The organism is Arthrobacter sp. AQ5-05, from assembly GCF_003287975.1.
Lineage (GTDB): Bacteria > Actinomycetota > Actinomycetes > Actinomycetales > Micrococcaceae > Paeniglutamicibacter.
Genome location: NZ_QMKQ01000029.1, coordinates 17,441 through 42,466, shown reverse-complemented (window position 1 = coordinate 42,466; position 25,026 = coordinate 17,441). Strand labels below are relative to the sequence as shown.

Annotated in this window: 14 protein-coding genes; 10 read left to right on the top strand and 4 right to left on the bottom strand. The window is 65.7% G+C overall.

Annotated elements, in window-relative coordinates:
* Window positions 1-116: 116 nt before the first annotated feature.
* Window positions 117-575: a hypothetical protein gene (locus DQ353_RS21420; RefSeq protein ID WP_146755321.1), complete on the bottom strand. Its 459-nt coding sequence runs from the start codon at window positions 573-575 to the stop codon at window positions 117-119.
* Between the two features lie 526 nt (window positions 576-1,101).
* Here DQ353_RS21420 and DQ353_RS17940 point away from each other — a divergent pair.
* The 8 genes from DQ353_RS17940 to DQ353_RS17905 all read left to right on the top strand — a co-directional run bounded on the left by DQ353_RS17940 (window position 1,102) and on the right by DQ353_RS17905 (window position 17,536).
* Entirely contained in the window at window positions 1,102-11,556 is a 10,455-nt protein-coding gene (locus tag DQ353_RS17940; RefSeq protein WP_220094059.1) for a DUF7927 domain-containing protein, read from the top strand.
* Window positions 11,557-11,705: 149 nt separating this feature from the next.
* Window positions 11,706-12,092 (top strand): MmcQ/YjbR family DNA-binding protein, encoded by a 387-nt coding sequence (locus tag DQ353_RS17935; RefSeq protein ID WP_113764551.1) that lies wholly within the window; start codon window positions 11,706-11,708, stop codon window positions 12,090-12,092.
* A 24-nt stretch (window positions 12,093-12,116) separates the two neighbouring features.
* Window positions 12,117-12,440, top strand: coding sequence for a putative quinol monooxygenase (locus DQ353_RS17930; RefSeq protein ID WP_113764556.1), 324 nt, complete (start codon window positions 12,117-12,119; stop codon window positions 12,438-12,440).
* Window positions 12,441-12,449: 9 nt separating this feature from the next.
* Complete coding sequence (locus DQ353_RS22655; RefSeq protein WP_113764550.1) at window positions 12,450-13,874, top strand: DUF1990 family protein; 1,425 nt, start codon at window positions 12,450-12,452, stop codon at window positions 13,872-13,874.
* Between the two features lie 108 nt (window positions 13,875-13,982).
* The gene (locus DQ353_RS17920; protein ID WP_113764549.1) at window positions 13,983-14,651 is read left to right on the top strand and encodes a DNA alkylation repair protein; all 669 of its coding nucleotides are present in this window, start codon (window positions 13,983-13,985) and stop codon (window positions 14,649-14,651) included.
* Between the two features lie 83 nt (window positions 14,652-14,734).
* A complete protein-coding gene (locus tag DQ353_RS17915; RefSeq protein WP_113764548.1) occupies window positions 14,735-15,478 on the top strand; it encodes a hypothetical protein in 744 nt (247 codons plus the stop codon).
* 39 nt (window positions 15,479-15,517) lie between these two features.
* Window positions 15,518-17,143, top strand: a complete 1,626-nt coding sequence (locus DQ353_RS17910) for an HD domain-containing phosphohydrolase (protein ID WP_286166889.1) — start codon at window positions 15,518-15,520, stop codon at window positions 17,141-17,143.
* Window positions 17,144-17,245: 102 nt separating this feature from the next.
* On the top strand, window positions 17,246-17,536 hold the full coding sequence (locus tag DQ353_RS17905) for an antibiotic biosynthesis monooxygenase family protein (protein ID WP_113764547.1): 291 nt from the start codon (window positions 17,246-17,248) through the stop codon (window positions 17,534-17,536).
* 90 nt (window positions 17,537-17,626) lie between these two features.
* Here DQ353_RS17905 and DQ353_RS17900 read toward each other — a convergent pair whose 3' ends face one another.
* A complete protein-coding gene (locus DQ353_RS17900) occupies window positions 17,627-18,409 on the bottom strand; it encodes an SDR family oxidoreductase (protein ID WP_113764546.1) in 783 nt (260 codons plus the stop codon).
* A gap of 245 nt (window positions 18,410-18,654) precedes the next feature.
* On the bottom strand, window positions 18,655-20,559 hold the full coding sequence (locus DQ353_RS17895) for an FAD-binding monooxygenase (RefSeq protein WP_113764545.1): 1,905 nt from the start codon (window positions 20,557-20,559) through the stop codon (window positions 18,655-18,657).
* Between the two features lie 251 nt (window positions 20,560-20,810).
* On the opposite strand from DQ353_RS17895, the gene DQ353_RS17890 reads away from it, so the two are divergent.
* Both DQ353_RS17890 and DQ353_RS17885 read left to right on the top strand, forming a co-directional pair.
* A complete protein-coding gene (locus DQ353_RS17890) occupies window positions 20,811-21,323 on the top strand; it encodes a VOC family protein (RefSeq protein ID WP_113764544.1) in 513 nt (170 codons plus the stop codon).
* A 195-nt stretch (window positions 21,324-21,518) separates the two neighbouring features.
* On the top strand, window positions 21,519-22,640 hold the full coding sequence (locus DQ353_RS17885; RefSeq protein WP_286166888.1) for an ATP-binding protein: 1,122 nt from the start codon (window positions 21,519-21,521) through the stop codon (window positions 22,638-22,640).
* Between the two features lie 71 nt (window positions 22,641-22,711).
* Here DQ353_RS17885 and purL read toward each other — a convergent pair whose 3' ends face one another.
* The gene (gene purL / locus DQ353_RS17880; RefSeq protein WP_113764554.1) at window positions 22,712-24,997 is read right to left on the bottom strand and encodes a phosphoribosylformylglycinamidine synthase subunit PurL; all 2,286 of its coding nucleotides are present in this window, start codon (window positions 24,995-24,997) and stop codon (window positions 22,712-22,714) included.
* Window positions 24,998-25,026 lie beyond the last annotated feature (29 nt).

The following is a 25,026-nucleotide window of genomic DNA, read 5'->3' as shown; positions in this document are numbered from 1 at the left end:
TCATCACCCGGGTGGCCTTCGGATTCAAAGCACCCGAAGCCCTCATCGGCCTGGCGATGCTCAGCCTCGGAGGCCGGAAACCGGTACTCCCGGGACGGGGATGACCCACGGAAGAGTCAGTAGAGCCCTTTTTTGGCTGCGATTTGGAGGAACGGCGTCGTCCGTTCAACCGTTGGCGCCAGTGCAACGACGGCGCTCGTCGCAACGATGATGTTTGGCGGCGGTGGATTCAATCCCGCCGTGGCCGCGCCAGCCGACAAACAGGACACCACCGTGGAGCAGCAGCTGCTCGACGCGGCGAAGGACGGCGAAACGACGCTCGAATCGGACGCGTCGAAGAAAGAATCCCCGGCCGCTGCCGCAGAAGAGAAAGCTGCTGAAGCACCTTCCGAGGGCACCGAACCGCCCGCGGCCGAGAAGGTCGCCGAACCGCAGGAGTCCGCGGCCCCCAAGTCCGAAGCTCCAGTGACGAAGAAGCCCGTCCAGACGAAGAAGTCGGCTGCCCCTACCACCGAAGCCCCCAATAAGACAGAAACGAAGACCAGCGACCCCTCGGCGAAAACCGCTGACCCCAAGGCCGCACTCCCTGCGGAAGAACCGGTCACTCCGTCGGCTATTGGTACCTGTGGTCCCAATGGGGGCACGGGAAATCTTGGCAAGATGGAACAAAAGTCGGAAGTGACCGATTGGATGACTGGCAACCTTGCCCAGGGGCTGTTTGAAGGCGGATTCGTCCAGTACAGGGTCATGATGAGTGGTTTGAGCCTTGGAGAGAACGAATTCGTTTTTAGGTACCAAGTCAGGGACGGCGAAAGATGGGGTTTTGACTACGCTAGCCGCTTCTCCATGGATGGCGGAAACAACATCAGGACCAGGGTTGTGGAAGGCTCCGGCTCTGCCCGCGAAGATACCGTGTACGTGACATTCGATGCCACCGAGAGGAGCGGAATCCTTTACTTCAGTGCACATATCGCTTCCGAACTTGACCATGGGCCGTCCACCGGAGCCTCATCGATTTCAGGTTCCTCGTACCACGTATCCAAGGTTTCACTGAACTGCGTCGGTCAGGGTGCCTCGGCCCTGTCGATAAAAACGGCGGGCATGCAGGTCGGTTTTGTGACAGTTGTCAAGAAGGCCATTCCCGCTGACGGGACGGATTTCAATTTCAACTTGTCTTCGGAGGAAGCAGAGTCTTCAGCCAACTTCGATCTGGATGACAGTTCAGAATCCGACACCGGTGAGAACCTTCCGAACCAGATTGAATACAACGTTGCACCGGGCGAGGTCACGATTTCGGAAGGTGTCCTTCCTGCCGGCTGGAACCTCGCAGACCTGACCTGTACGGGTGTCATACCGACGGTCGACAAAACGAAGCGGCTTGTGTCCTTTACCTTGCTGAACCGTGTGGAAGTCGTTTGTACGTTCACCAACACCAAAACCACATACCAGGATCTTGCGGTCTCCACGACGGCCAAGCCCAGGTTTGACCGCGACTACGACTGGACCATCGACAAGAATCTTGCCGCCGGCCAGGCCGCCAGCGTGAAGTCGCCGACGACAAACGTCAGTGTCGACTACAGCGTGATGGTCAAGGCCAGCGCTCCCAAGGACAGCAACTTTGTCGTCGACGGTGTCATCAGCGTCGAGAACAGCAATGCCGCCGCCATCAACGGCGTGACGCTGAGTGACAGCCTCCCCGGTGCCCAGTGCGCCATCGAAACAACCGGCGGCACGGCCGTTACCGGCCCGATCTCGATTCCGCGCGGAACGACGAACTTCAACTACACCTGTGAGATGCCGGCCGGAACCACGGAGGCAACGGCAGGAACCAACACCGTCAAGGCCACCTGGGACGCGGCGTCCTACTACGGCACCGACGGCGAAGCCAGCGCCAGCAAGGACTTCACCTTCACAGGTGTGGAACCCACCGTCACCGATGACAAGGTCACCGTCACGGACAACAAATTTGACCTGGGCATGCTTCCGGGCGGCAACGAGGTCACCGCGGAGCAAGCATCGAAGACGTTTGACTACTCCATCAAGTGGCCAGGGGTCTCCGGCGAATGCACGCCATACGGGAACATTGCCACCTACAAGGAATCCGACGGCGGAACCGGAAGCGATTCGGCGTCGGTCCAGGTGTGCATCGGTGCCAACCTGGAAGTCACCAAGAACGTCCAGGGAAGCTTCAACCGCGCCTACTCCTGGAAGATCGACAAGACCCCGCTGCTGAACGGCCAGCCGGTCGCGGACAACACGAAGTACAACACCAATGCGAACGGCGAGGTCACCATCGACTACCGGGTGACGGTGACGCCGCAGCCGTACGTGGACAGCAACTGGGCCATGACCGGGACCATGACGGTGACGAACCCGAACAAGTGGCAGGACGTCTCCGCGACCCTGACCGACTCGGTGGACGTGGGCGGCGACGCCGTCTGTGCCGTGACCGGCCAGACCAGCCCGGGCACCGGGACCGACCTGGACCCGACCAAGGCCGGATTCCAGACGGTCATCCCGAAGAACAGCTCCGTCGAGTTCGACTACGGCTGTGATTTCGGTTCGCAGCCCAGGTACACGGGAACCAACACCGCCAGAGTTGACTGGAGCAAGGCCGAGGCCTCAACCCCCGGCGAGGTCGACGAGGGCACCGCCGAGGTCACCGCCGGTTCGTGGACGCAGAGCCCATTGAACCAAAACGTGACCGTGACCGACGACGAGTTCACCTTTGACCCCGCATGGACCATTGACGGGGCAGATGGCACGACGCCACAGTCCAAGGACTACGAGGTGACCTGGACGGTCCCGGCGGCAGACGCCGGACAATGCGTACCGTTCACGAACACCGCGAAGGTTTCCGCCACCGAGGCCCTCGCATCCGAGGACGCGACCATCCTGGCCTGCCTCCCGGCCGGCTTGAGCGTGTCAAAGACCGTCGACGCAAGCTACGACCGCACCTACACGTGGGACATCGACAAGAAGGCCAAGACCGAGGGGACCGTCAACGCGGACTCCGACGGAAAGGCAACGGTCGGATACGGCATCACCGTCACCGGCGAGGGCTACACGGACACCAAGTCGATGGGCGGCACCATCACGGTGGCCAACGCAAACCAGTTCGGCGGCGATGTCGAGACCACGGTCTCGGATAGTACGTCGCTGGCGGGCTTGGTCTGCACCGTGGATGCCACCCACGACGTGAACCTGAACGCTGCCGGCATCCAGATCAACGTACCGCAGGCCACCCTGGTCGACGGGAACTGGATTCCCGGAACCGCGACCGTGAACTACGCCTGTGATCCCAGCAATGTAGCCGAATCCGACTACACCGGCGGAACCAATACCGCAAAGATTGCCTGGGCCGGCGGCGAAGCCACCGGCCCGGCCAAGCCCATCGAATTCAAGCCGCGAACGATCACCGACGAAACCGTCAAGGTATTTGACGACCAGGCGGCACCCGGGGGCGACGGCACCGAGGTCGGCACCGTCTCGTGGAGCGAGGTCAAGGACAAAGCCACTCGATCCAAGGCGTTCCCGTACGAGCTGGAGCACGTTGTGGATCCCGGCACCTGCGGCACCTTCACCAACAAGGCCTGGATCGAGCTTGAAGGCGACGGCTCGGAGAACCCCTCCGACGAAGCCACTGCCACCGTGTGTGGCCAGGCAGGACTGCAGGTTTCCAAAACCGCCAAGGCATCCTTCGACCGCCTCTACAAGTGGAACGTGACCAAGGACGTCGACAAGACGCAACAGACGATCGCCCCGGACGGAAAGGCAACCTTCAACTACACCGTCACGGCAGTCCCGAACGGCTTTGATGACTTTGGCGAAACCCTGGGCGGCACGATCACCCTGACCAACCCGAACAATTTCGCTGGCGGCGCGATCACCGCAACGCTCACGGACACGGTGGGCATCGGCGGCGTGACCTGTGAAATCCAGGCCACCGACTACGACCTGAACACCGAGGGACTGCAGGTCCTGGTGCCCGCCAACGCCGGGGAAAACAACGGCATAGTCGTCCTGGACTACACCTGCGATGGCGTCCCTGCCAGCTACACCGGAACAAACACTGTGGATGTGTCGTGGACGGATGTCACCGGCGACAAGAAGTCGACCCGGGCCACGGCCAAGGTCGAGTATGCCCTCGACACCGAGTACGACAAGACCGTCCTGGTCTTTGACGACAAGGTCTACGAGACCGAGTACCCCGAGCTGCTGGGCGAAGCCACCTGGAACAAGGAGAAGACCCCCACTGCCTTCCCCTATGACCTGAAGTTCGGCGGAACCCCGGGAACCTGCTCCGACTACACGAACACCGCGATCGTGACCGAGAAGGGCTGGAACCAGGCAACCCTGGCGTCGGACAGCGAGCCCGTCACGGTCTGTGCCGAACAGGACCTGGTTGTCTCCAAGGACGCCACGGCCACCTACGACCGCGACTACGACTGGAAGGTCGAGAAGAAGGCCGACGAGACCTCCTTCAAGGTCGACGGGAACGGCAAGGTCACCGCCGGCTACAAGGTGGCCGCCACCCAGGACGGCTACACGGATTCGAAGTGGAAGCTCGCGGGCACCATCACGGTGGCCAACCCGAACGATTTCGGTTCGATCACCGCGGATGTCACCGATGCCTTGAACGTTGAGGGCATCACCTGCTCCGTCGCTGAGGGCCAGGACGTGGTGGTCGCTGCCGGCAAGACGGCAACACTCGACTACACCTGTGAGGTTTCAGCCGGCGTGGCCGAAGCCGACTACACAGGCAAGATCACCAACACCGCGACGGCCACCTGGGGAGGCAACCGCAGCGCCTCCAGCGGCCCGGTCGACGTGGACTTCGCACTGGCCACCGAAACGGACACCGAGATCAGGGTGGCCGACGACCACTACGCCGGGAATGACGGCGTGCTGGGCACGGTGACGCGCGACCAGTCGCCGCAGACCTTTGCATACGACGTTCAATGGCAGGGCGTTGCCGGCAAGTGCACCACCTTCACCAACACCGCCGTGCTCGAGGGCGACGACGACAACCCCGAAGGCAACGAATCATCGGCCGACATCGAGGTCTGCGTTGAGGACGGCCTGACCGTGGTCAAGACCGTCGATGCGGGCTTCACCCGCGACTACGACTGGAGCATCGACAAGCAGGTCGACCAGGGCAAGTTCACCGTTGACGGGAACGGCAAGGCCACCGCAGACTACACGGTCAAGGCGCTCCTGGACGGGCACAAGGACCAGGACTGGGCCATGTCCGGTGTGATCACCGTGTTCAATCCGAACCAGCAGGAAGCCATCACCGTCGACGTCACCGACACCCCGGAGATCCCGGGCGCCGTATGTACGGTGGCCAACGGCACCGGCGTGAATGTTCCCGCCGCCACCGAGGCGGACGGCGAGGTCAGCAACGGGACCGCCACGGTGCAGTACAACTGCACCTTTGCCGGCGGGGTTTCGGCAGGCGACTACACGGGCAAGAAGAACCACACCATCGTCAGCTGGAAGGGTGTTGACGGGATGGACCGCACCGTGACCAACAGTGCGCCGATCGTCTTCACGCAGACCGGCAGCATCGACGAGACCGTCACGGTTGTCGATGACAAGACCGTTCCCGGCGCCGAGCATGACCTGGGCACCGCGAGCGTGTCCGAGGCCCCGAAGACGTTCGCCCCGTACCCGGTTGAACTCCAAGGCACTGCCGGGCAGTGCACCACCTACACCAACACCGCGGTGCTGAACGAGGAAACAGCAACCGACGGCAAGGATGCAAACAACAAGGCCAGCCAGGAGGTGGAAGTCTGCGCCAAGGCCGGATTGCAGGTGGAGAAGGACGCCGCGGCCTCATTTGACCGCCTGTACACCTGGGACGTGAAGAAGTCCGTGGATTCGACGAAGCAGACGATTGCCCCGGACGGATCGGCGACGTTCACCTACACCGTTTCGGCAGAGCCCAAGGAAAAGGTCGACACCGGGTTCACTCTGGACGGCAAGATCACGCTGACCAACCCCAACCAGTTCGCCGGCGGTGCAATCACCGCAACCGTCAAGGACACCGCGGGCATCGCCGGATTGACGTGCGACATCACCAACCCGACGGATCTTGATCCGGACCAGGACGGATTCCAGGTGCTGGTGCCCGCGGGCACCGACGGCAACCCAGGCATCGGGGAACTGGCCTACCACTGCGGCGGCACACCCGCCGCCTACAACGGCACCAACACCGCAGACGTGACGTGGACGGATGCCGCAGGCGATCCGAAGTCCGCCAAGGCCACGGCAGGCTTCGCGTACGAGGCTGCCAACGTGACGGACGAGACCGTGCAGGTCTTTGACGACAAGGCCGGAACCGTTGGGGAACCGGTCCTGCTGGGCACCGCACACTGGAATGACGGACCCACGGCGTTTGACGCCTACGACCTGTCGTTCCCAGGCGTGCTGGGCACCTGCACCGACTACACCAACACCGCGACCCTGGCCGGCGTGGCCGGGGAGCCGCGGGCGATGGCGGCAGCCGGCGAAACGAACATCCTGGCAACCGACGAGCAGACCGTCACGGTCTGTGTCGAGGCGGACCTGGATGTCTCCAAGGACGCCACGGCGACCTACGACCGCGACTACGACTGGAAGATCGAGAAGCAGGTCGACGAGACCGACTTCAAGGTCGATGGCGAGGGCAAGGTTGTTGCCAACTACACCGTGGCCGCAACGCAGGATGCACACACGGATTCGGGCTGGACGCTCGGTGGAAAGACCACCGTGCACAACCCGAACGACTTCGGCTCGATCACCGCCGACGTCACCGATGCCTTGAATATCGCGGGCATCACCTGCACGGTCGCCGACGGTGCGGACGTGCAGATCGCTGCCGGAGCGACGGCAACGCTCGACTACACCTGCAACGTTGCCGCCGGCGTGGACGAAGCCAAGTACACCGGCTTCCTCAAGAACACCGCGACCGCCGCCTGGGGCGATGGCCGCACCGCATCCAGCGATCCGGTTGACGTGGACTTCACGCTCGATCAGGCCACCGACGCCTCGGTCGACGTCTATGACGACAAGACCAACCCGGAAGCGGAGCCCGTGAAACTGGGCACCGCGACCCTGGGCGGCGAGAACGTCTTCACATACGCGCAGGAATTGGTGGGCACGGCGGGCAAGTGCACCACGTTCACCAACACCGCGGTGCTCAAGGAAAAGGCCGGCAGCAACGAGGACAACACCGATTCGGTATCCGTCGAGGTCTGCGTGGAGACGGGCATGACGGTCGTCAAGACCGTCAAGGCCGGATTCACCCGCGACTACGACTGGAGCATCGACAAGCAGGTCGAGAAGGGCAAGTTCACGGTCGACGGCAACGGCAAGGCGACCGCGAACTACACGGTCACCGCCAGCCTGGACGGGCATGCCGACCAGGACTGGACGATGTCCGGATCGATCGACGTGTTCAACCCGAACCAGCAGGGCGAGTTGAGCGTCGACATCAGCGATGCCACCTCGGTTCCGGGCGCAACGTGCACCGTCGCCGGTGGCGGCACGGACGTGGTGGTCCCCGCGGCCACCGTCGTTGACGGCGAAGTTGTCAGCGGCAAGACCACGGTCAGCTACGACTGCATGATCGACGCCAAGCTGCTCGAGGCCGACTACTCGGGCCACACCAACACCGCCACGGTCAGCTGGAGTGGCGTTGACGGTGAGGACCGCACCGCTTCCTTCGACGCCGACGTGTTGTTCACGCAGACCGGCAGCATCGACGAGACGGTCAACGTTCTCGACGACAAGACGGTACCCGGTGCCACCCACGACCTGGGCACCGTCAGCGTTGGAGACAACGAGGACGCCAGGACGTTCACCTACCCGGTCGAGCTCGCCGGCGTGGCCGGACAGTGCACCATCTACACCAACAACGCGGTGCTCGAGGAAAGCACCGAGAACGGCCCCGCCGAGGTCATGCCGACGAGCGCCGCCGGCGACAACACCGACTCGACGGACGTCACGGTCTGCGCCAAGGAGGGCCTGTCGGTCAGCAAGAGCGCCGAGGCATCCTTCGACCGCGAGTACCTGTGGGACCTGGACAAGAAGGTCTCGGCCACCAAGGCCGAGATCGGCCTGGACGGGACGGCAACGTTCGACTACACGGTGGCCGCGACCCCGTCCGGATTCGAGGATTCGAACCACGCGGTAAGCGGCAAGATCACCTTGTCCAACCCGAACCGGTTCGCCGAAGGTGCCATCACGGCCACCGTCTCCGAGAACATCGACATCCAGGGTGTCGCCTGCAAGGTCGACGCCAAGGACGCCGACGAATCAACCGAAGGCCTGCAGGTCCTGGTTCCCGCCGGTACCGACGGGGAACCGGGCACCGTGGTCCTTGACTACACGTGCACCGGCACCCCGCGGGACATGGACTACACCGGTGCGAACACCGCCACCGCCAGCTGGGAAAACGCCAAGGGCGACGCTGTGTCCGCCACGGGGACGGCCGAGGTGAACTACGCCGAGGCCGGCTCCACCAACAAGGACCTTGAGGTCCTTGACGACAAGGCCGGAACCGTTGCGGCCCCGGTGTCCCTGGGCACCGCGGACTGGAACCCCGACGGCGTTTCCACGGAATTCACCTACCAGGTGGTCTTCACGAACCCGGACCCGGATGCCCCGGACGGCACCTGCACCACCCACACCAACACCGCCACCTCCGTGGCGACCGATGATGCCAGCACCTCGGTCGAGGTCTGCGTGAGGGTCGGAGCCCCGACGGTTGAAAAGACCGTCACCGGCACCCGGCAGAACGCCGATGGCAGCTGGAGCATCACCTACAAGCTGGAGGTCACCAACAACGACGACGTCCAGGGACGCTACTCGCTGGAAGACACCCTGTCCTTCGGCGACGGCATCACCGTCACCGACGCCTCGTGGACCGGCCCGACGGCCGGCGACTCGGGCGACTGGGACCTGGCGACCCCGGATTACACCGAGGTCCTGGCCGCCGACAAGCTGATCGACGCCGGAACCACCGAGGCCTACGAGGTCACGGTCGCCGCCACCGTCGCGGCCGGGGTCGTGGGCACCGAGGCCGGCAACTGCGAACTGGTCGAAGGCGAGGACGGCACCGGGTTCCTGAACTCGGCCACCATCACCGCCAACGGACAGGGCACCGAGGCCACGGCCTGCGCGGAGCCGACCACACCGGAAATCGCCAAGACCGCCACCGGGGACCCGGTGCTGGATGAGGCGACCGGAACGTGGAAGGTTTCCTACACGCTGGACGTGGACAACACCACCGGACACGACTCCCACTACGATCTTCTCGATTCCCCGGCATTCGCCGCAGGAACGCAGATCGAGGGCTGGAACGTCGTCTCGGTCGGCGAGGACACCCCGGCAACCACGCTGGACGGCACCACCGTCCCGGTGGCCATCGCGGATGACACCCCGATCGCGGCGGGCACGAAGCACGCCTACCGGGTGACCTTCACCGTGGACCTGGCCGGGCTGGACCTGGAAAGCAAGCGGGAATGCGAGGGCGCCGGCAGCGGCTTCTTCAACACCGCAAGGCTCACCAGCGGCAACCAGACCGATTCGGACGAGGACTGCGTGAAGATCCCGGCCACCGGAAACCCGGACATCGCCAAGACCGTCACCTCGGCCAGCCAGCAGCCCGACGGCAGCTGGGCCGTGGACTACAAGGTCACGGTGAGAGGGGACGTGGCCTCGCCGGGCATCTACTCGCTGGATGACACCCTGGCCTTCGGCGCAGGTGCCACCATCGATTCGGCCACCTGGAGCGGACCGGACGGTGCCGACGGCGCCTGGAGCGCACCCGACACCGATCCCGCCACCACGCTGGCCACCAACAAGTTCCTGGCCGCGGGCGACACCCACGAGTACAGCATCAGCGTCACCGCCACCGTGGCCGCCGGAACCACCGGCAGTGCTGCAGCCGACTGCGAACTGACCGAGGGGGAAGACGGCACCGGGTTCCTGAACACGGCGGGAATCACCTCCAACGGCCAGGACCGCGAGGCCCGCGCCTGCGCGGCACCCGTTGCCCCGAGCCTCGACAAGCAGGCCCTTGAATTGGTCCAGCATGAGAACGCGGACGGAAACTGGGACGGCACCTGGGACGCGAGCTACAAGCTGATCGTCACCAACCCGGGAACCGAGGGTGCGAGCGCGAACTACACGCTCACCGACACCCCGGCCTTCGCCGACGGCGTCACCGTCAACGACCGCCACGTCAGCTCCACCGACGTCGTTGTCAACGAGGCCTGGCACGGCAAGGACTCCACCGACGAGCTCGTGGCGGCCAACCAGGTCCTGGACCCGGGAGCTGTCCACACCTTCACGGTCATCGTCAACGTGTCCCTGACTTCGGCGATCAACGATGCGGATCGGGTCTGCGGCTCCGACGGCCACGGATTGCTGAACACCGGCGTTCTCACCGCAGGAAACGAGTCCGACCAGGACACGGCCTGCCTGGAAATCCCGGTACCGAGCAGCAACGTCGTCAAGACGGCCGTCTCGGCCGAGGAGAACGCGGATGGCAGCTGGGATGCGCGTTACACGGTCGTGGTGAACAACACCTCGGACGTGGCAACCCGCTACGACCTCACCGACACGCTGCGCTTCGGCGCGGGGCTCACCGCCACCGGCGCCAACTGGACCCTGGAAGGCACCGCTGAAACCGGCAGCTGGGAGAACCCCGGCACGCAGACGGGCACGGTGCTCGCCGCCGACCGCAACCTCGAGGCACGCGACTCCCACACCTACGTGGTGCACGTCGTCGCGGTCCTGGCGGACGGGGTCATCGGATCAGAGGCCGGCACCTGCCAGCCCGAGGACACCAACACCAACGGCGGCTTCCTGAACGAGGCCATCCTGAGCGCCAACGGCAAAACCACCGCGTCCCGCGATTGCGCGACCCCGGTGAAGAACCCGCGCAGCTACTCGTTGGTGAAGACCTCGGATCCGGCCAGCGGCACCATCGTCTGGCCGGGCGACACCGTCACCTACACCCTCACGGTGCGCAACACCGGCGAGTTCGTGTACACCGGGGCGGTGGTCACCGACGAGATGGCCGGTTGGCAGCACGCGGCAACCCTCGACGAGGGAAGCCTGCGGCTGCACGGCGGCGAGTCGGCCATCGACGGCAGCAAGCTGGTGTGGACCGTGGGCGACCTGGCGGTCGGCGAGGAGAAGACCCTTACCTACTCCATCACGGTCGATGACGAGGCCTGGGACGAGGTCCTGGTGAACGTGGCCACCGGCAATGGGGATGTCCCGCCGTCGAAGACCGTGCACCCCACGCCGGACGAGGAGATCGTGCTGCCGGCACCGCCGGTCATCGTGGTCCCGCCGCTGAATCCGGCACCGGTGGTCGTGGGTCCGCCGGTGAATCCGGCACCTGTCGCCGTGGTTTCGCCGCGCAAGCCGGCACCGCCGCTGGCGACCACGGGCGCGGATGACTCCACGCTGTGGATCCTGGGCTCCGGCGCACTGATCCTGCTCCTCGGGGCAGCGTTCGTGGCAAGCTCCCGCCGCCGCAAGGGCGAGGGGAACTAACCCACAGGAAGAACCGAAGTTCGCGGTCGGACTCTCCCCGTTCCGGGGACGGGTCGACCGCGAACCCCCGTAGACCGGCCGGTCTTGCCACACCCCCCCAGGTGGCGGGGCCGGCCTCTTTTCTGCCCGCCGGGCTTAGGATTGGCAGCGTGGAATACGAAACCTGGCGTGCGATGTTGCTCTCCCTTCCGGGCGCCTTCGAGGATTTCCCCTTCGGCGAGGACGCGGCTGTCTTCAAGGTCGCGGGCAGGGAAGGCGCACGGGCCAAGATGTTCGGGCTGCTGATGCACCGCGGCGGGACAACGAGCCTGAACCTGAAGTGCGACCCCGTGCTGGCAGAACAGCTGCGCGTCGCAAACCCCCAGATCACCCCGGGTTACCACATGAACAAGAAACACTGGAACACCGTGGTGCCGGGTCTGGACGCCGAGACCATGCTGGCGATGATCGAGGACTCCTATGACCTGGTGGTCGCCTCGCTGCCGACCGCCGACCGCGCGGCGCTGGGATGGAAGGGCCTTGTCGAGCGAGGCTGATCCGGAATATGTATGCTGGGCACCATGTACTTCATCGTTGTCAAGTTCCAAACCAAGCCCGAATACACCGAACAATTCATGGACCTGGTGGCCCCGTTCACCGAAGCCACCCGCTCCGAGCCCGGGAACCTCTGGTTCGACTGGTCCCGCAGTGTCGAGAACCCGGCCGAGTTCGTGCTCGTCGAGGCCTTCCTCGACGACGAGGCCGCCGGCACCCACGTGAACTCCGAGCACTTCAAGGCGGGCCTGGAGTCCATGCGCCCGGCCCTCGCCGCCACCCCGAAGATCGTCTCCCGCAAGGTCGAGGGCGATTCCTGGGGCGACATGGGCGAACTGCAGATCGGCTAACGACCGGCAATGTTCGAGCCATTGCGGCACAAGCTGCAGCAGACGTTCTCCGCCCAGGAACACTACGATCCGGTGTGGGAACGCGAGCTGGACCGCGGAGACGATGCGGGATACTTCCCGCACGACTCCGCGGTCTGGGTGGTGCACGGGGGCATGAGCCCGATCGCCGCGGGCATCCGGGCGCTGCTGACCCAGGCGCTGCATCCCGGCGCGCTGGCCGGTGTCGCCGAGCATTCGGACTACCGCACGGACCCGCTGTCCCGGCTGGCCGGGACCATCCGCTGGATCTTCACCCTGACCTACGGCGACACGACGGCCGCGAACGCCGCCTGCGCCCGGGTGGCCCGCCGCCACGAACCGGTCACCGGGCGCTATGTCTCCGGCACCGGGGAGGAACGCGACTACGCGGCCAACGACCCCGGGCTCGCCGAATGGGTGCACATCGCCTTCGCCGACGCGTTCTTGCGCAGCCACGAAATCTTCTCCGGCCCCGTCCCCCAAGGCGCCGACGCCTACGTGCGCGAATGGGCCATGGCCGGCGAACTCATGGGCGTGGCCAACCCGCCGCGCAGCGACGCCGAACTGAGGTCGGCCATCGCCGGGTACGAGGCCCGCGGCGAACTGGCCGGAGGCCCCAGGGTGGAGCAGGTCGTCTCCTTCCTGAAGAACCCGCCACTGGATCCGGCGGTGCTGCCCGGCTACAAGCTGCTCTTTGCCGCCGTGGTGGACACGCTGCCGGAAAACCACCGCAGGCTGCTGGGCCTGCAGCGGCCCGCGCTGGGCCCGCTGCCGCTGCCGGCCCGCCTCGGCGGGAAGGCGGTGCTGGGGGTCGCCGGCCTGGCCCTGGCCAAGCGCGGTCCGGCCGAGCTGGCCGCCCGGCGCAGGCTCTTCCGCCTCGGGGTGCTGTCCGACCTAAGCTACCCGGAAGCCGGGATGACCGGGCTTGACCCGATGCCCGGGGGTTACAGCCACCTGCACCTGCGCGAACGGGTGGGCTCCGGCCGGGCCGCCTTCGACGCGCTGGCCGAAGGCATTCTCACCTGGTCGCTGCATCGGCGTTCGGGCCTGCGCACGCGGCCCGACACCCCGCGTGTGAAGCTCGGCAGCCGCGTCGAGCTGGGCTTCGGCGTCGGCCCGGCACGCATCAATGCGCCTTGCCGTGTGGTGCGCCTGATCGACGAAACCACGCGGTCGGGTTTTGCCTACGGGACGCTGGCCGGGCACCCCGAAACGGGGGAGGAGTCATTTGCCGCGGTGCTGGAAAGCGACGGATCGGTGTACCTGGAAATCAAGGCCGCCTCGAGGCACTCCAACCGGTTCTTCGCGATGGCCTCCCCGGTGGCGGAAGCCGCCCAGCGCCTGGCCACCCGGAGGTACGTCGCCGCCGCCCGCGAGCTGGCCGGCGGCCATCAACCCGGAGTGCAAGCGCTGTAGGCCGGGTCGTGTGCCGGGGGCTTTCATGGCCCGTGCGGCGAAAGCCCGTACATCCCGTGGCGGGCTGTCCGTAGACTGGGGGCCGGGAACAAACACCGGGAGGTTTGGATGTCGGAAACGACTGTTGCAGAGATCATGGCAGAGCTGGCCGGGCTTGAAAACCCGAAGGTGCGCGAAGCCAACGAAAAGCGCGGGGATGACCACGGGGTGAACCTGACCCAGCTGCGGGCAGTGGCCAAGCGGCTGAAGACCCAACAGGACCTGGCCCTCGAGCTGTGGGCCACGGATGACACCGCGGGCAGGTTGCTGGCGCTGCTGGTTTGCAAGCCCAAGGAATTCGGGTCCGGGCAGCTGGATGCGATGCTGCGCCAAGCCCGCGCACCGAAGGTGCACGACTGGCTGGTGAACTACGTGGTGAAGAAATCCAAGCACGTCGAGGAGCTGCGCCTGGCCTGGATGGCGGATCGGGATCCGGTGGTGGCCAGCGCCGGATGGGCGCTGACCAGCGAACGGATTGCCAAGAAACCCGAGGGCCTGGACCTGCCCGGGTTGCTGGACGTCATCGAGGCGCAGATGAAGGATGCACCCGAACGCCTGCAGTGGGCCATGAACCAGGCGCTGGCCACGATCGGGATCGAGCATCCCGCACTGCGCGCCCGGGCGCTGGGGATCGGTGAGCGCCTCGAGGTGCTCAAGGACTACCCCACGCCGCCGAATTGCACCTCGCCGTTCGCCCCGGCCTGGATCAATGAGATGGTGCGCCGGCAGGAAGCCTGAGAAGGCAACAGATGGGGCAGGCGCCCCATGCTTTCACGCGGAGGGACTCCTAGGCTCGGGGTATCGAGCACAAGGAGTCCGCGATGAAGACACCAACACCGCGTCAATGCGCCGCTGAATCCGAGGCCGGGCCGCGGCTGCCGCGCGGGAGCGCCGAACGCTTTTCCGGGTACGCGCTGATGGGCATGCCCTTCGGGGAAGGCCGGTACCTGGCCTACCGGCGCTTCACCGCCAGTTCCATCGGCCCGGCCTATCATGCGGTGTGGCTGCGCCGGGGCGACGGGCGCTGGAATGTCTATGTCGACGCCCCGCCGGAACTCAGCTGCAACAGGTACTTCGGTGCTGCGTTCAGCCGGGCCGTCCAGACACCGGTCACCGGCCGCTTCACCGACCCGTTCACGCTGGAGGTTGCGGTGCCCGGCGTGCTGGAATGGCGGATCGGGCTGGAGAGCTCCCGGGCCGCGGGCGCACTGAGCGCCATGGCGGGGATGATGCCGGCCGCCGTGTGGCGCAACGACCGGCTGCTCGGCGCCATGGGGCAGGCGATGGGACCGGCGCTGCGTGCCGGAAGGCTGGGCATGGCCGGGCTGGTTCCCAACGGCCAACGGTTCCGGGCCCGCCCGCTGCGGGTGTGGACTGTGGCCACCGCCGAGGCGGTCATCGACGGCCAGGACGCCGGGGCGCCGCAGCCGTTGGCGGTGCAGGAGCACCTGGCGGATTTCTGGCTGCCGCAGCGCGGCTTGTTCGTGGCCGAGCTGGACCTCGAGTTCCCCTCCACTGCCCCCGCCGTGCCGGTCGCGCCCGTGGGCGGCGGCTCCATGCCCTGAACCGGGTGCAGGGCGGGGCCCGCGTCGTAAACTTGTTTCGTGGCCAGACAGGGATCGGACGCGTTTTCGGGGCCCGCTGGGCCCGGAGCGCAATCCGCTGCGCTGCCGCCGGTTCCCGGGCCCGCCCCGCGCCGCAGCGAACTGCTGGCCGCGCTCTCGCTGGCCATCGACCTGGGGCTCGGCCAGCCCATGGAACACATGATGCGCGCGACCCTGCTGGGGCTGCGGATCGCGGAGGCCCTGGACGTCGACCAGGAGGTGCGCGAGCGGATCTACTACGCGAACCTTTTGGCCTGGATCGGCTGCCACGCCGATTCATTCGAGCTGGCCGCGCTCTTCGGCGACGACATCGGGTTTCGCTTTGACTACTACCTCATCGATGCCACCGGGTTGCCCATGCTCTCGATGATGGTGCGCCACACGGCCGCGGATCTGCCGGGCGGGCAACGGGCCGTGGCGCGTGCCCGGTTCATCGCCACCGCACGCTCGTCCGTGCGGGACCTGATCTCTTCGCATTGCACCTCCGCCGGCCGGCTGGCCGCACGCGTGGGCCTGGACGAAAGCCTGCCGGTGATCCTTGCGCACACCTTTGAGCGCTGGGACGGCCGGGGACTGCCGGCAGGGAGATCCGGGGTGCAGATCCCGCTGGAAATGCGGATCGCGCAACTGGCCGACACCGTCGAGGTCCACCTGCGCACCGCGGGCCTGGACGGGGCCGTGGCCATGGCAAGGGCCCGCCGCGGCACCCAATTCGACCCGGCGCTCGCCGACCTGTTCTGCGCCCGGGCCGCTGAGCTGGCCCACGGGTTGCTGGAGGCCGACCCCTGGCCGCGGGTGCTGGATTCCGCGCCCCGGGACGCAGCCCTGGCCGGGGCGGAACTGGACTCGGTGCTGGAGGCCATGGGCGATTTTGCCGACCTGAAATCCCCGTGGACCATCGGGCATTCGAGGGCCGTGGCGGCCCTGGCCGCCGGCGCGGCGGCCAGCTATGGGCTGGGCGCCGACGAAACCCGGGTGCTGCGCCAAGCCGGATGGGTGCACGACCTGGGGAGGATGGGGGTGTCCAACGCCTTGTGGGATGCCCCGGGGGAGCTCTCGGGGATCCAGCGCGAACACCTGGACATGTACCCGCTGCTCAGCGAAAGGGTCCTCGCCCGGGTGCCGGGCATGCGGCGCGTGGGGCAGGTGGCGGGGGCGCACCGCGAGCGGCTGGACGGTTCGGGCTACCCGCTGGGGCGCACCGCCTCCGAGCTGGATCCGAGCCAACGCCTGATTGCGGCCGTCGATGCCTACCAAACGTACCTGGAGCCGCGCCCGCACCGGGCGGCGCTGGATGCCCGGGCGGCGGGCTTGCGCCTGCGCGCCGAGGCCGACTCCGGCAGGCTTGAGGCCCGATCGGTCGAGGCGGTGCTCGTCGCGGCCGCGGGCGCCGGGGGACGGTTGCCCGGGGCCGGACCCGGCGGGCTGACGGCCCGCGAGATCGAGGTGCTGCGGCTGCTGTGCCGGGGGATGGACCACCAGAAGATTGCCGCGGCCCTGGTCATCTCCCCGAAAACCGTCCGGAACCACATCGAGCACATCTACCTCAAGACCGGTGCGGCCAACCGCGTCTCCGCCACGCTCTTCGCCCTGGAGAACGGGTTGTGGGACCGCGAGGCCAGGTGACCCGGACGCCGGGCGCCACCTGGCCCGGCCGGACGCGGCGGCGTGCGGTAGCTTGGAAGGACAAGCGGCCCAGCGCGGATGCCGGGCCCGGAAGGAGCACAAATGTCCATCGTTGTCATCAACGCCCTGAAGGTTCCCGGCGAGGCCGGGCCCGAGCTCGAAGCGCGTTTCGCGGCCCGCAAGCATGCAGTGGACGGCTCCCCGGGATTCGAGGGATTCAAGCTGCTGCGCCCGGTCGCCGGGGAGGACCGCTACTTTGTTTACACGCAGTGGGCCACCCGCGAGGACTTCGAGAACTGGCGAGACAACCGTGCCGGCCACGACCACTCCGCCCAGGCGCCGGTTTCCAGCGGTGCGGAGCTGCTCGAGTTCGAGGTCGTCGACCTCGGCTAGCGCCGCCGCCGAACCCGGACGCAAGCGGGCCCCCGCAGTTTGGCTGCGGGGGCCCGAATCATGCCAGTGCCCGGCCGGGCACTCGGTGACTCAGTACTTGTACGACTGGCCGCCATCGATCGGGATGACCGCCGCGTTGATGAAGCCGGCATCTCCGGAAAGCAGGAAGGCGACCAGCTGGCCGACCTCCTCGGGCTTGCCGAAACGCTTCATCGGGTTGGGCTCGACGAACGCCTTGCCGACCTGTTCCCAGTTTTCGGGGTCCATCTGCTTGAGCGACCCCTCGACCATGGGGGTCATGATGGCGCCCGGGGCGATGGCGTTGATCTGGATACCGTACTGGCCATATTCGATGGCGGAGTTGCGGGTCAGGCCCACCACGCCATGCTTCGCCGCGGCATAGCCGGATTGGTTGCCCACGCCGCGGATGCCGCCGACGGATGCGGTGTTCACCACGGCACCGGAGCCCTGCTCGCGCATGGTCTTCAGGACGTGCTTGAGCCCGTAGAAGACGCCGTTGAGGTTGATGCCGACGACCTTGCCGAACTCCTCCGAGCCGAAGTCCTCCGTGGGGTTCTGCTTGCCTTCGATGCCGGCATTGTTGAAGAAACCGTCGATCGAGCCGAAACGCTTGAGCGTTTCGGAGACATAGTTCTGGACCTCGGACTCGTTGGCGACGTTTGCCGTCAGCGAGAGGATCTCCGTGTCCGGGGCAACCGCGCGGATTTCTTTTTCGGTTTCCAGCAGCCCGGCGGCGTTCAAGTCGACCAAGGCCAACTTGCCCTTTTCCTTGGCGACCTGGATGGCGGCCGCCCGGCCCAGGCCGGAGCCGGCACCGGTGATGATGACTGACTTTCCTTCGAACCTCTGCACTGTGGAATTCCTTTCCCTTGATGAAGCGGGGATAACCGCCTATATACATGCAAACACATGCATTTGTGGGATTATTCCCTTGTGGCCTGCTGAAGTGCAAGATCCAAGGAAATCCGCAGGGGGACGTTCGGGGGCCCGGGTGCGGTGCGGAGCAGTGGTCGGGCCCCCGGCGCAGATCCCGCCCTCGAGGGCGGGAACTGCGCCGGGGCTATCGGGCCTGGCGGGATTGGATGGCCGGGGGTGGGTCAGGCCTTCGCGACAGTGGGCACTCCGGAGTGGATCTGCGCGAAGTACGCACCCAGTTCCTCGGTGGCATCCAGCGGCAGCACGTTGGCGACGTACTGGTCCGGGCGCACGACGACGATGACGCCCTCGCGCGCGAGCCCGCGCGTCTCGAAGATGTCCGCGCCGGGGACCATTCCGTAGACCTTCTCGTAGTCGGTGAGCTTGAACGGGCCGACCTCGGGCTTGAAGGCCCGGGGGACCGCGTTGATGTCGATGTCCTCGTGCTTCTGCTGGTAGATGACCTTCACATCGAACCAGGCGTCTTCGTCGAGTCCGGCAGGCGTTGCGGCCAGCGGCGAGTCCGGCGCGGTGGAGAGCCACGCGGCCAGTTCGTCCACCTTCGAGCCGCTGCCCGGGGCGGCGGGATCGGCGAAGACATAGATGCGCCAGCGCCCGTCGGCCGTGGCGTGGTGGCCCAGCTGCATCGGGTTGGTGTCGCAGACCCGGGAGGCCATGGCGGATTTGAAGCGCTTGCCCAGCGGGAACCCGGTGGCCAGTTCCTGGTGCGTCGGTGTCCCCGTGAGCATGGAGGGCGCGTACTCGGTCATGAAGCCGGCCGGGAATTCGGCGGTGCGCACGTAGAAGTCCTCAAGGTCCGAGGGGCTCTCGAATTCCTCGGGCTTCTTGGCCATCATGGTGGACCAGGTCTTGTCGAAGTCGATGAGGTCCTTCGCGACGACCTGGCGTTCGGCCGAGTAGGTGGCCAGCAGGGACTCGGGGCTGCGGCCCTCGAGCACGTGGGCCAGCTTCCATGCGATATTGAAGCCGTCCTGCATGGAAACGTTCATGCCCTGGCCGGCCTTGGCGCTGTGCGTGTGGCAGGCGTCCCCGGTGATGAACACGCGCGGGGTGCGGGTGCCGATGTCCTGGACCCGGACGTCGTCGAAGCGGTCGGTCAGGCGGTGGCCGACCTCGTAGACGCTGTGCCAGGCGACATTGCGCACTTCCAGCGTGTAGGGGGTCAGGATCTGGTTCGCATGCGCGATGATCTGCTCGATGCCGGTCTGGCGGACCGCGCCGTTGTCGTCCTCGGGCACCACGCCCAGGTCCACGTACATGCGGAAGAGGTGTCCGCCCTCGCGGGGGATCAGCAGGATCGAGCCGCCGTCGTGTGACTGGATGGCGCATTTGAGGCGGATGTCCGGGAAATCGGTGGAGGCCAGCACGTCCATGACACCCCAGGCGTGGTTGGCCTTGTCCCCGGCCATGGTGCATCCGATGGAGGAGCGGACCTTGGAGCGGGCGCCGTCGGCGCCGACCACGTACTTTGCGTGCACGATCTTTTCGGCGCCCGTATCCGGTCCGGCACTGCGTACCAGGGTGACCTTGACCGGGTACTCGCCGGTCTCGGAGACCTCGAGGGTCTGGAAGTCCCAGCCGTAGTCGGGCACCAGTCGGGTGGGGGAGTTGCGGGCGACCTCGGCGAAGTAGTCCAGCACGCGGGCCTGGTTGACGATCAGGTGCGGGAATTCGCTGATGCCGTTCTCGTCGTCCACCGCGCGGCCGCCGCGCACGATGTTCTTCGGGTTCTGCGTGTCCGGGCGCCAGAACGCCATCTCGGTGATTCGGTAGGCCTCGGCGGTGATGCGCTCGGCGAAGCCGAAGGCCTGGAAGGTTTCCACGCTGCGGGCCTGGATGCCGTCGGCCTGGCCGATCTCCAGGCGACCGCCGCGGTGTTCGACCAGGCGGGTGGTGATGCCCGGGAACTGGGCCAGCTGGGCGGCGGTGAGCATGCCGGCGGGGCCCGAGCCGACGATGAGCACGTCGACTTCCTCGGGAAGTTCCTCCGGGCGGTTGATGCCGACTCCGGCGGCTGGCTTGATACGCGGGTCACCGGATACGTAACCGTGGTGGTGGAACTGCACGGGGCTTTCCTCTTTTCGCAGGTCTATGTCTGTTGGCCAACGCTACTGTTCTATATTAGAACTTTGGATTCTATAGTCGAACACTGGCCTGTGACGTAGAACTCTACGGCAAGGCGACGTGGCTCACAAGTGCCTGTGGACGCGTGACGGCTGCCGAATCTCCGGGTGGCGCCGAGCAGCGGCATTGCGGAGGGCCCGGCGGTGCGGTCGCCCCATGGACTGCCAAGCAAGTCAACGGGTGCGGAGGCACGATGGGATTGCATCACGTTCAGGTTTCGATGCCGCCGGGCGCGGAGGAAGAAGCTCGCGCGTTCCACGCCGGCGCCCTGGGCCTGAAGGAGGTCAACAAGCCACCATCCCTTGCCGATCGCGGGGGCTGCTGGTTCCGCGCCTTCGACGGGGAGGTCGTCGTGGCAGAAATCCATGTGGGTGTCGAACCGGGATTTGCGCCCGGCAAGAAGTCGCACCCCGCATTCGTTGTGGAATCCGTGGCGTGCCTTGAAGAGCTGGCCGCCGGGATCCAGGCGGCCGGCTTCGATTTCTCCTGGGAAGAGCGGTACACCTTTGAATGCTGCGAAAGATTCCATTGCCGCGATCCTTTCGGAAATCGCGTCGAGGCGCTCACGCCACGCTCTGGCGCTTCACGATCCGACACGGCCACGCAAGCCTGGGGCTGCCTGTTGCGTGAGGGGTTTGGGGTGCAGGAGGTTCCCATTGGTCCTCCCGCGCAGCCCCAGTGCCTCAACTGCACCGGGGTGGCGTAACGGGAAGATGGTGCGCGATTCCCATGTTGTTGAATCCGGCGCCACGGCGCTTGACACGGACGTTGCCGATATCTTGTAGGTGCTTATGAGGACTTATAAGGATTCTTCTAATAAGCCCTCATAACCTGTCATAATCAATGGCTGGAACCCGAACTAAACCCCTACAGCCCGGGATCTGGCGTTCCGCCACCCTTCTTGGCGGGTAGGCAAGCTGAAATTGATGCCTTCGACCTCCTGGTAGCTCGAACAAAATTGTCGCGTCACAGCCGATCCCTGATGCTCAGCGGATTGCGTGGTGTGGGAAAGACCGTGCTACTTAACCGGTTGCGAGGAATAGCCCTGGCGCACGACTGGCTGACGATCAAGATCGAAGCCCAGGCCGGCGCGTCCGCGGCCAGGGATGTGCGGAACGTCCTTGCTCGAGAACTGCAAATCGCCTCGCGGCGCTATGTGCCACGCTCCGGCGAAGCCGTATTCAAATCCATGCTTCGAACAGTTTCGTCTTTTGGGGCCACCTTTGGCGTATCGGGGATATCCCTTGGTGTGGAATTAGACCCCTCGCGGGCCCGTACTGGCGTGGTGGACATCGACTTGAGGGACGTCATGGAGGATGTGGCCCGTGCGATGCGAGCGGCCCGCCAAGGGTTTATGATCTTTATCGATGAGATGCAAGACCTTGACGAAGAGTTGCTGGTAGCACTGGTAGCCGCGCAACATCATGCCGGACAAGATGAATTGCCGTTCTTCGTCGTTGGTGCGGGGTTGCCCAATTTGCCGGCCCGCCTAGCCGACGCTAGGAGCTACGCAGAGCGACTTTTCGACTATCGAGTAATCGGTAAACTTTCGGAATCAGAAACCGAGGAGTCATTTGTGATACCGGCAAAATCCGATGGTCCCACATACTCTGACGAAGCATTGGCGTTGCTCGTGAAGGCATCCGGGCGCTATCCCTATTTCATTCAAGAATTCGGCAGTGCCATGTGGAATGTGGCGACTTCGCATCCTTTTCAACACGACGATGCCACTGCAGCAATTCATGCGGGATTGCAGCGGCTCGATTCGGGCTTCTTTCCGTCCCGGTGGGATCGGGCCACGCCAAAAGAGCGTGAATATATGCTCGCAATGGCCGAAGATGGAGAGGGGCCTTCCAGTACTCGAGTTGTGGCAGAGCGACTGGGGACGAAAGTGACAAGCTTGGGGCCGCATCGTGCCCAGCTCATCGCCAAGGGTCTGGTCTACTCACCCGAATACGGCGAAATCGCGTTTACCGTCCCGGGCATGTCCGATTTCATTCGACGACAGAACCTGAAACGGTAGAAGCTGTTAAGCAACTGAGGGGGCGCCGGGGAAAATCCCCGACGCCCCCGCTATCAGCAGAGTGCTATCGCTTAGCCGAAGTACTTCGGCAGCGTGGCCTCGTGGGCTTCGCTCAGTTCGTTCAGGTCCAGGTCGAACTGACCCTGGATCTCCAGCGAGGTGGCCGAGGCATCAACAACACCGAGGCGAACCACCGGGAAGTTGCGTGCGGTGGCCATGTCGTTGAAGCGAACCTCTTCCGAACGCGGAACCGCAACGATGGCGCGGGCCTGCGATTCGGAGAACAGCGCGGTGAAAGCGTCAACGCCGTCCCGCTCGCACAGGTCGTCAAGGGCCACGCGGGCGCCAACGCCGTAGCGCAGGGCCATCTCGCCCAGTGCGGCGCCGAGGCCACCCTCGGAGAGATCGTGCGCCGAGTCGATCATGCCATCGCGGCTGGCGTTGATCAGGATCGCACCCAGGGTCTTCTCGGCGGTGAGGTCGACCTTCGGCGGCAGGCCACCGAGGTGTCCACGGATGTTCGCGAATTCCGAACCGTCCAGCTCGTCGAAGGTGGTACCCAGCAGGTAGATGGCCTGCCCGTCGGCATCCGCGCGCCAGCCCGAGGGGGTTCGGCGTGCAACGTCGTCGAACTTGCCCAGCATCGCCACGACCGGGGTCGGGTGGATCGGGGTTGCGCCGGTCTGGTTGTACAGGGAGACGTTGCCGCCGGTGACCGGGACGCCGAGCTCCATGCAGGCATCGGAGAGGCCGCGAATGGCCTCGGCGAGCTGCCACATGACATCCGGGTCCTCGGGGGAACCGAAGTTCAGGCAGTCGGAGACGGCCAGCGGCACGGCGCCGGAGGTGGCGACGTTGCGGTAGGACTCGGCCAGGGCCAGCTGCGCGCCGTGGTAGGGGTCCAGGAAGGTGTAGCGGCCGTTGGCGTCGGTGGCCAGGGCCACACCCATGCCGGTCTCCTCGTCAACGCGGATCACGCCGGCGTCATCCGGGGTTGCCAGGGCGGTGTTGCCGCCGACATAGCGGTCGTACTGGTTGGTGACCCAGGACTTGGAGCACATGTTCGGGCTGGACATCAGCTCAACCAGTGCTGCCTTGAGTTCCCCGCCGGTGGCAGGCAGGTTCTTCCCGGCCTCGGAGGCCTTGAAGGTGTCGGCCTGCAGCGCATCCTGCCACTCCGGACGCGCGTACGGGCGGTCGTAGACCGGGCCGTCGTGTGCCACGGTGCGCGGGTCGACATCGACGATGACCTCGCCGTCCCACTTGATGACCAGGCGGTTGGTGTCGGTGACCTCGCCGAGCCATGAGTACTCCACGGCCCACTTGTCCATGACGGCCTCGAAGGCTGCCACGTTCTCCGGGGAGACCACGGCCATCATGCGTTCCTGCGACTCGGACATCAGGATCTCGCCCGGGGTCAGCGAAGGATCGCGCAGCAGCACGGAAGTCAGTTCGATGTCCATGCCGCCGTCGCCGTTGGAGGCCAGTTCCGAGGTGGCGCAGGAGATACCCGCGGCGCCGAGGTCCTGGATGCCCTCAACGAGGGATCCCTTGAACAGCTCGAGGCAGCACTCGATGAGCACCTTCTCGGCGAACGGGTCGCCCACCTGGACGGCAGGGCGCTTGGACGGCTTGGTGTCGTCGAAGGACTCGGAGGAAAGGATCGAGGCGCCGCCGATGCCGTCGCCGCCGGTGCGTGCACCGAAGAGCACCACCTTGTTGCCAAGGCCGGAAGCGTTTGCCAGGCGGATGTCCTCGTGGCGCATGATGCCAACTGCCAGTGCGTTGACCAACGGGTTGCCCTGGTAGACGGAGTCGAAGACGACCTCGCCGCCGATGTTCGGCAGGCCCAGCGAGTTGCCGTAGCCACCGATGCCGGCAACGGCACCGTGGATCACGCGTGCGGTGTCCGGGTGGTCGATTGCACCGAAGCGCAACGGGTCCATCACGGCCACCGGGCGGGCGCCCATGGAGATGATGTCGCGCACGATGCCGCCGATGCCGGTTGCCGCACCCTGGTACGGCTCGATCATCGTGGGGGAGTTGTGCGATTCGATCTTGAAGGTCACGGCCCAGCCGTCGCCCAGGTTGGTCACGCCGGCGTTTTCGCCGATGCCAACGAGCATGTCCTTCTTCATTTCCTCGGTGACCTTGTCGCCGAACTGGCGCAGGTGGTTCTTCGAGGACTTGTAGGAGCAGTGCTCGGACCACATGACCGAGTACATGGCGAGCTCGGCAGCGGTCGGGCGGCGGCCCAGGACCTTGACGACCTCTTCGAATTCGTTCTGCTTCAGGCCGAGTTCGGCCCAGGGAAGTTCGGTGTCAGGGGTGGCCGCGGCGTTGGCCACGGTGTCCATGTTGAACTTCTTCTGCTCTGCGGTCTGCT

Coding starts and splice junctions, on each gene's coding strand:
- DQ353_RS17905 (WP_113764547.1), top strand. CDS start 17,246: ATGTCCATCGTTGTCATCAACGCCCTGAAGGTTCCCGGCGAGGCCGGG.
- DQ353_RS17920 (WP_113764549.1), top strand. CDS start 13,983: ATGTCGGAAACGACTGTTGCAGAGATCATGGCAGAGCTGGCCGGGCTT.
- DQ353_RS17930 (WP_113764556.1), top strand. CDS start 12,117: ATGTACTTCATCGTTGTCAAGTTCCAAACCAAGCCCGAATACACCGAA.
- DQ353_RS17915 (WP_113764548.1), top strand. CDS start 14,735: ATGAAGACACCAACACCGCGTCAATGCGCCGCTGAATCCGAGGCCGGG.
- DQ353_RS22655 (WP_113764550.1), top strand. CDS start 12,450: ATGTTCGAGCCATTGCGGCACAAGCTGCAGCAGACGTTCTCCGCCCAG.
- DQ353_RS17890 (WP_113764544.1), top strand. CDS start 20,811: ATGGGATTGCATCACGTTCAGGTTTCGATGCCGCCGGGCGCGGAGGAA.
- DQ353_RS17940 (WP_220094059.1), top strand. CDS start 1,102: ATGCAGGTCGGTTTTGTGACAGTTGTCAAGAAGGCCATTCCCGCTGAC.
- purL (WP_113764554.1), bottom strand. CDS start 24,997: ATGGACACCGTGGCCAACGCCGCGGCCACCCCTGACACCGAACTTCCC.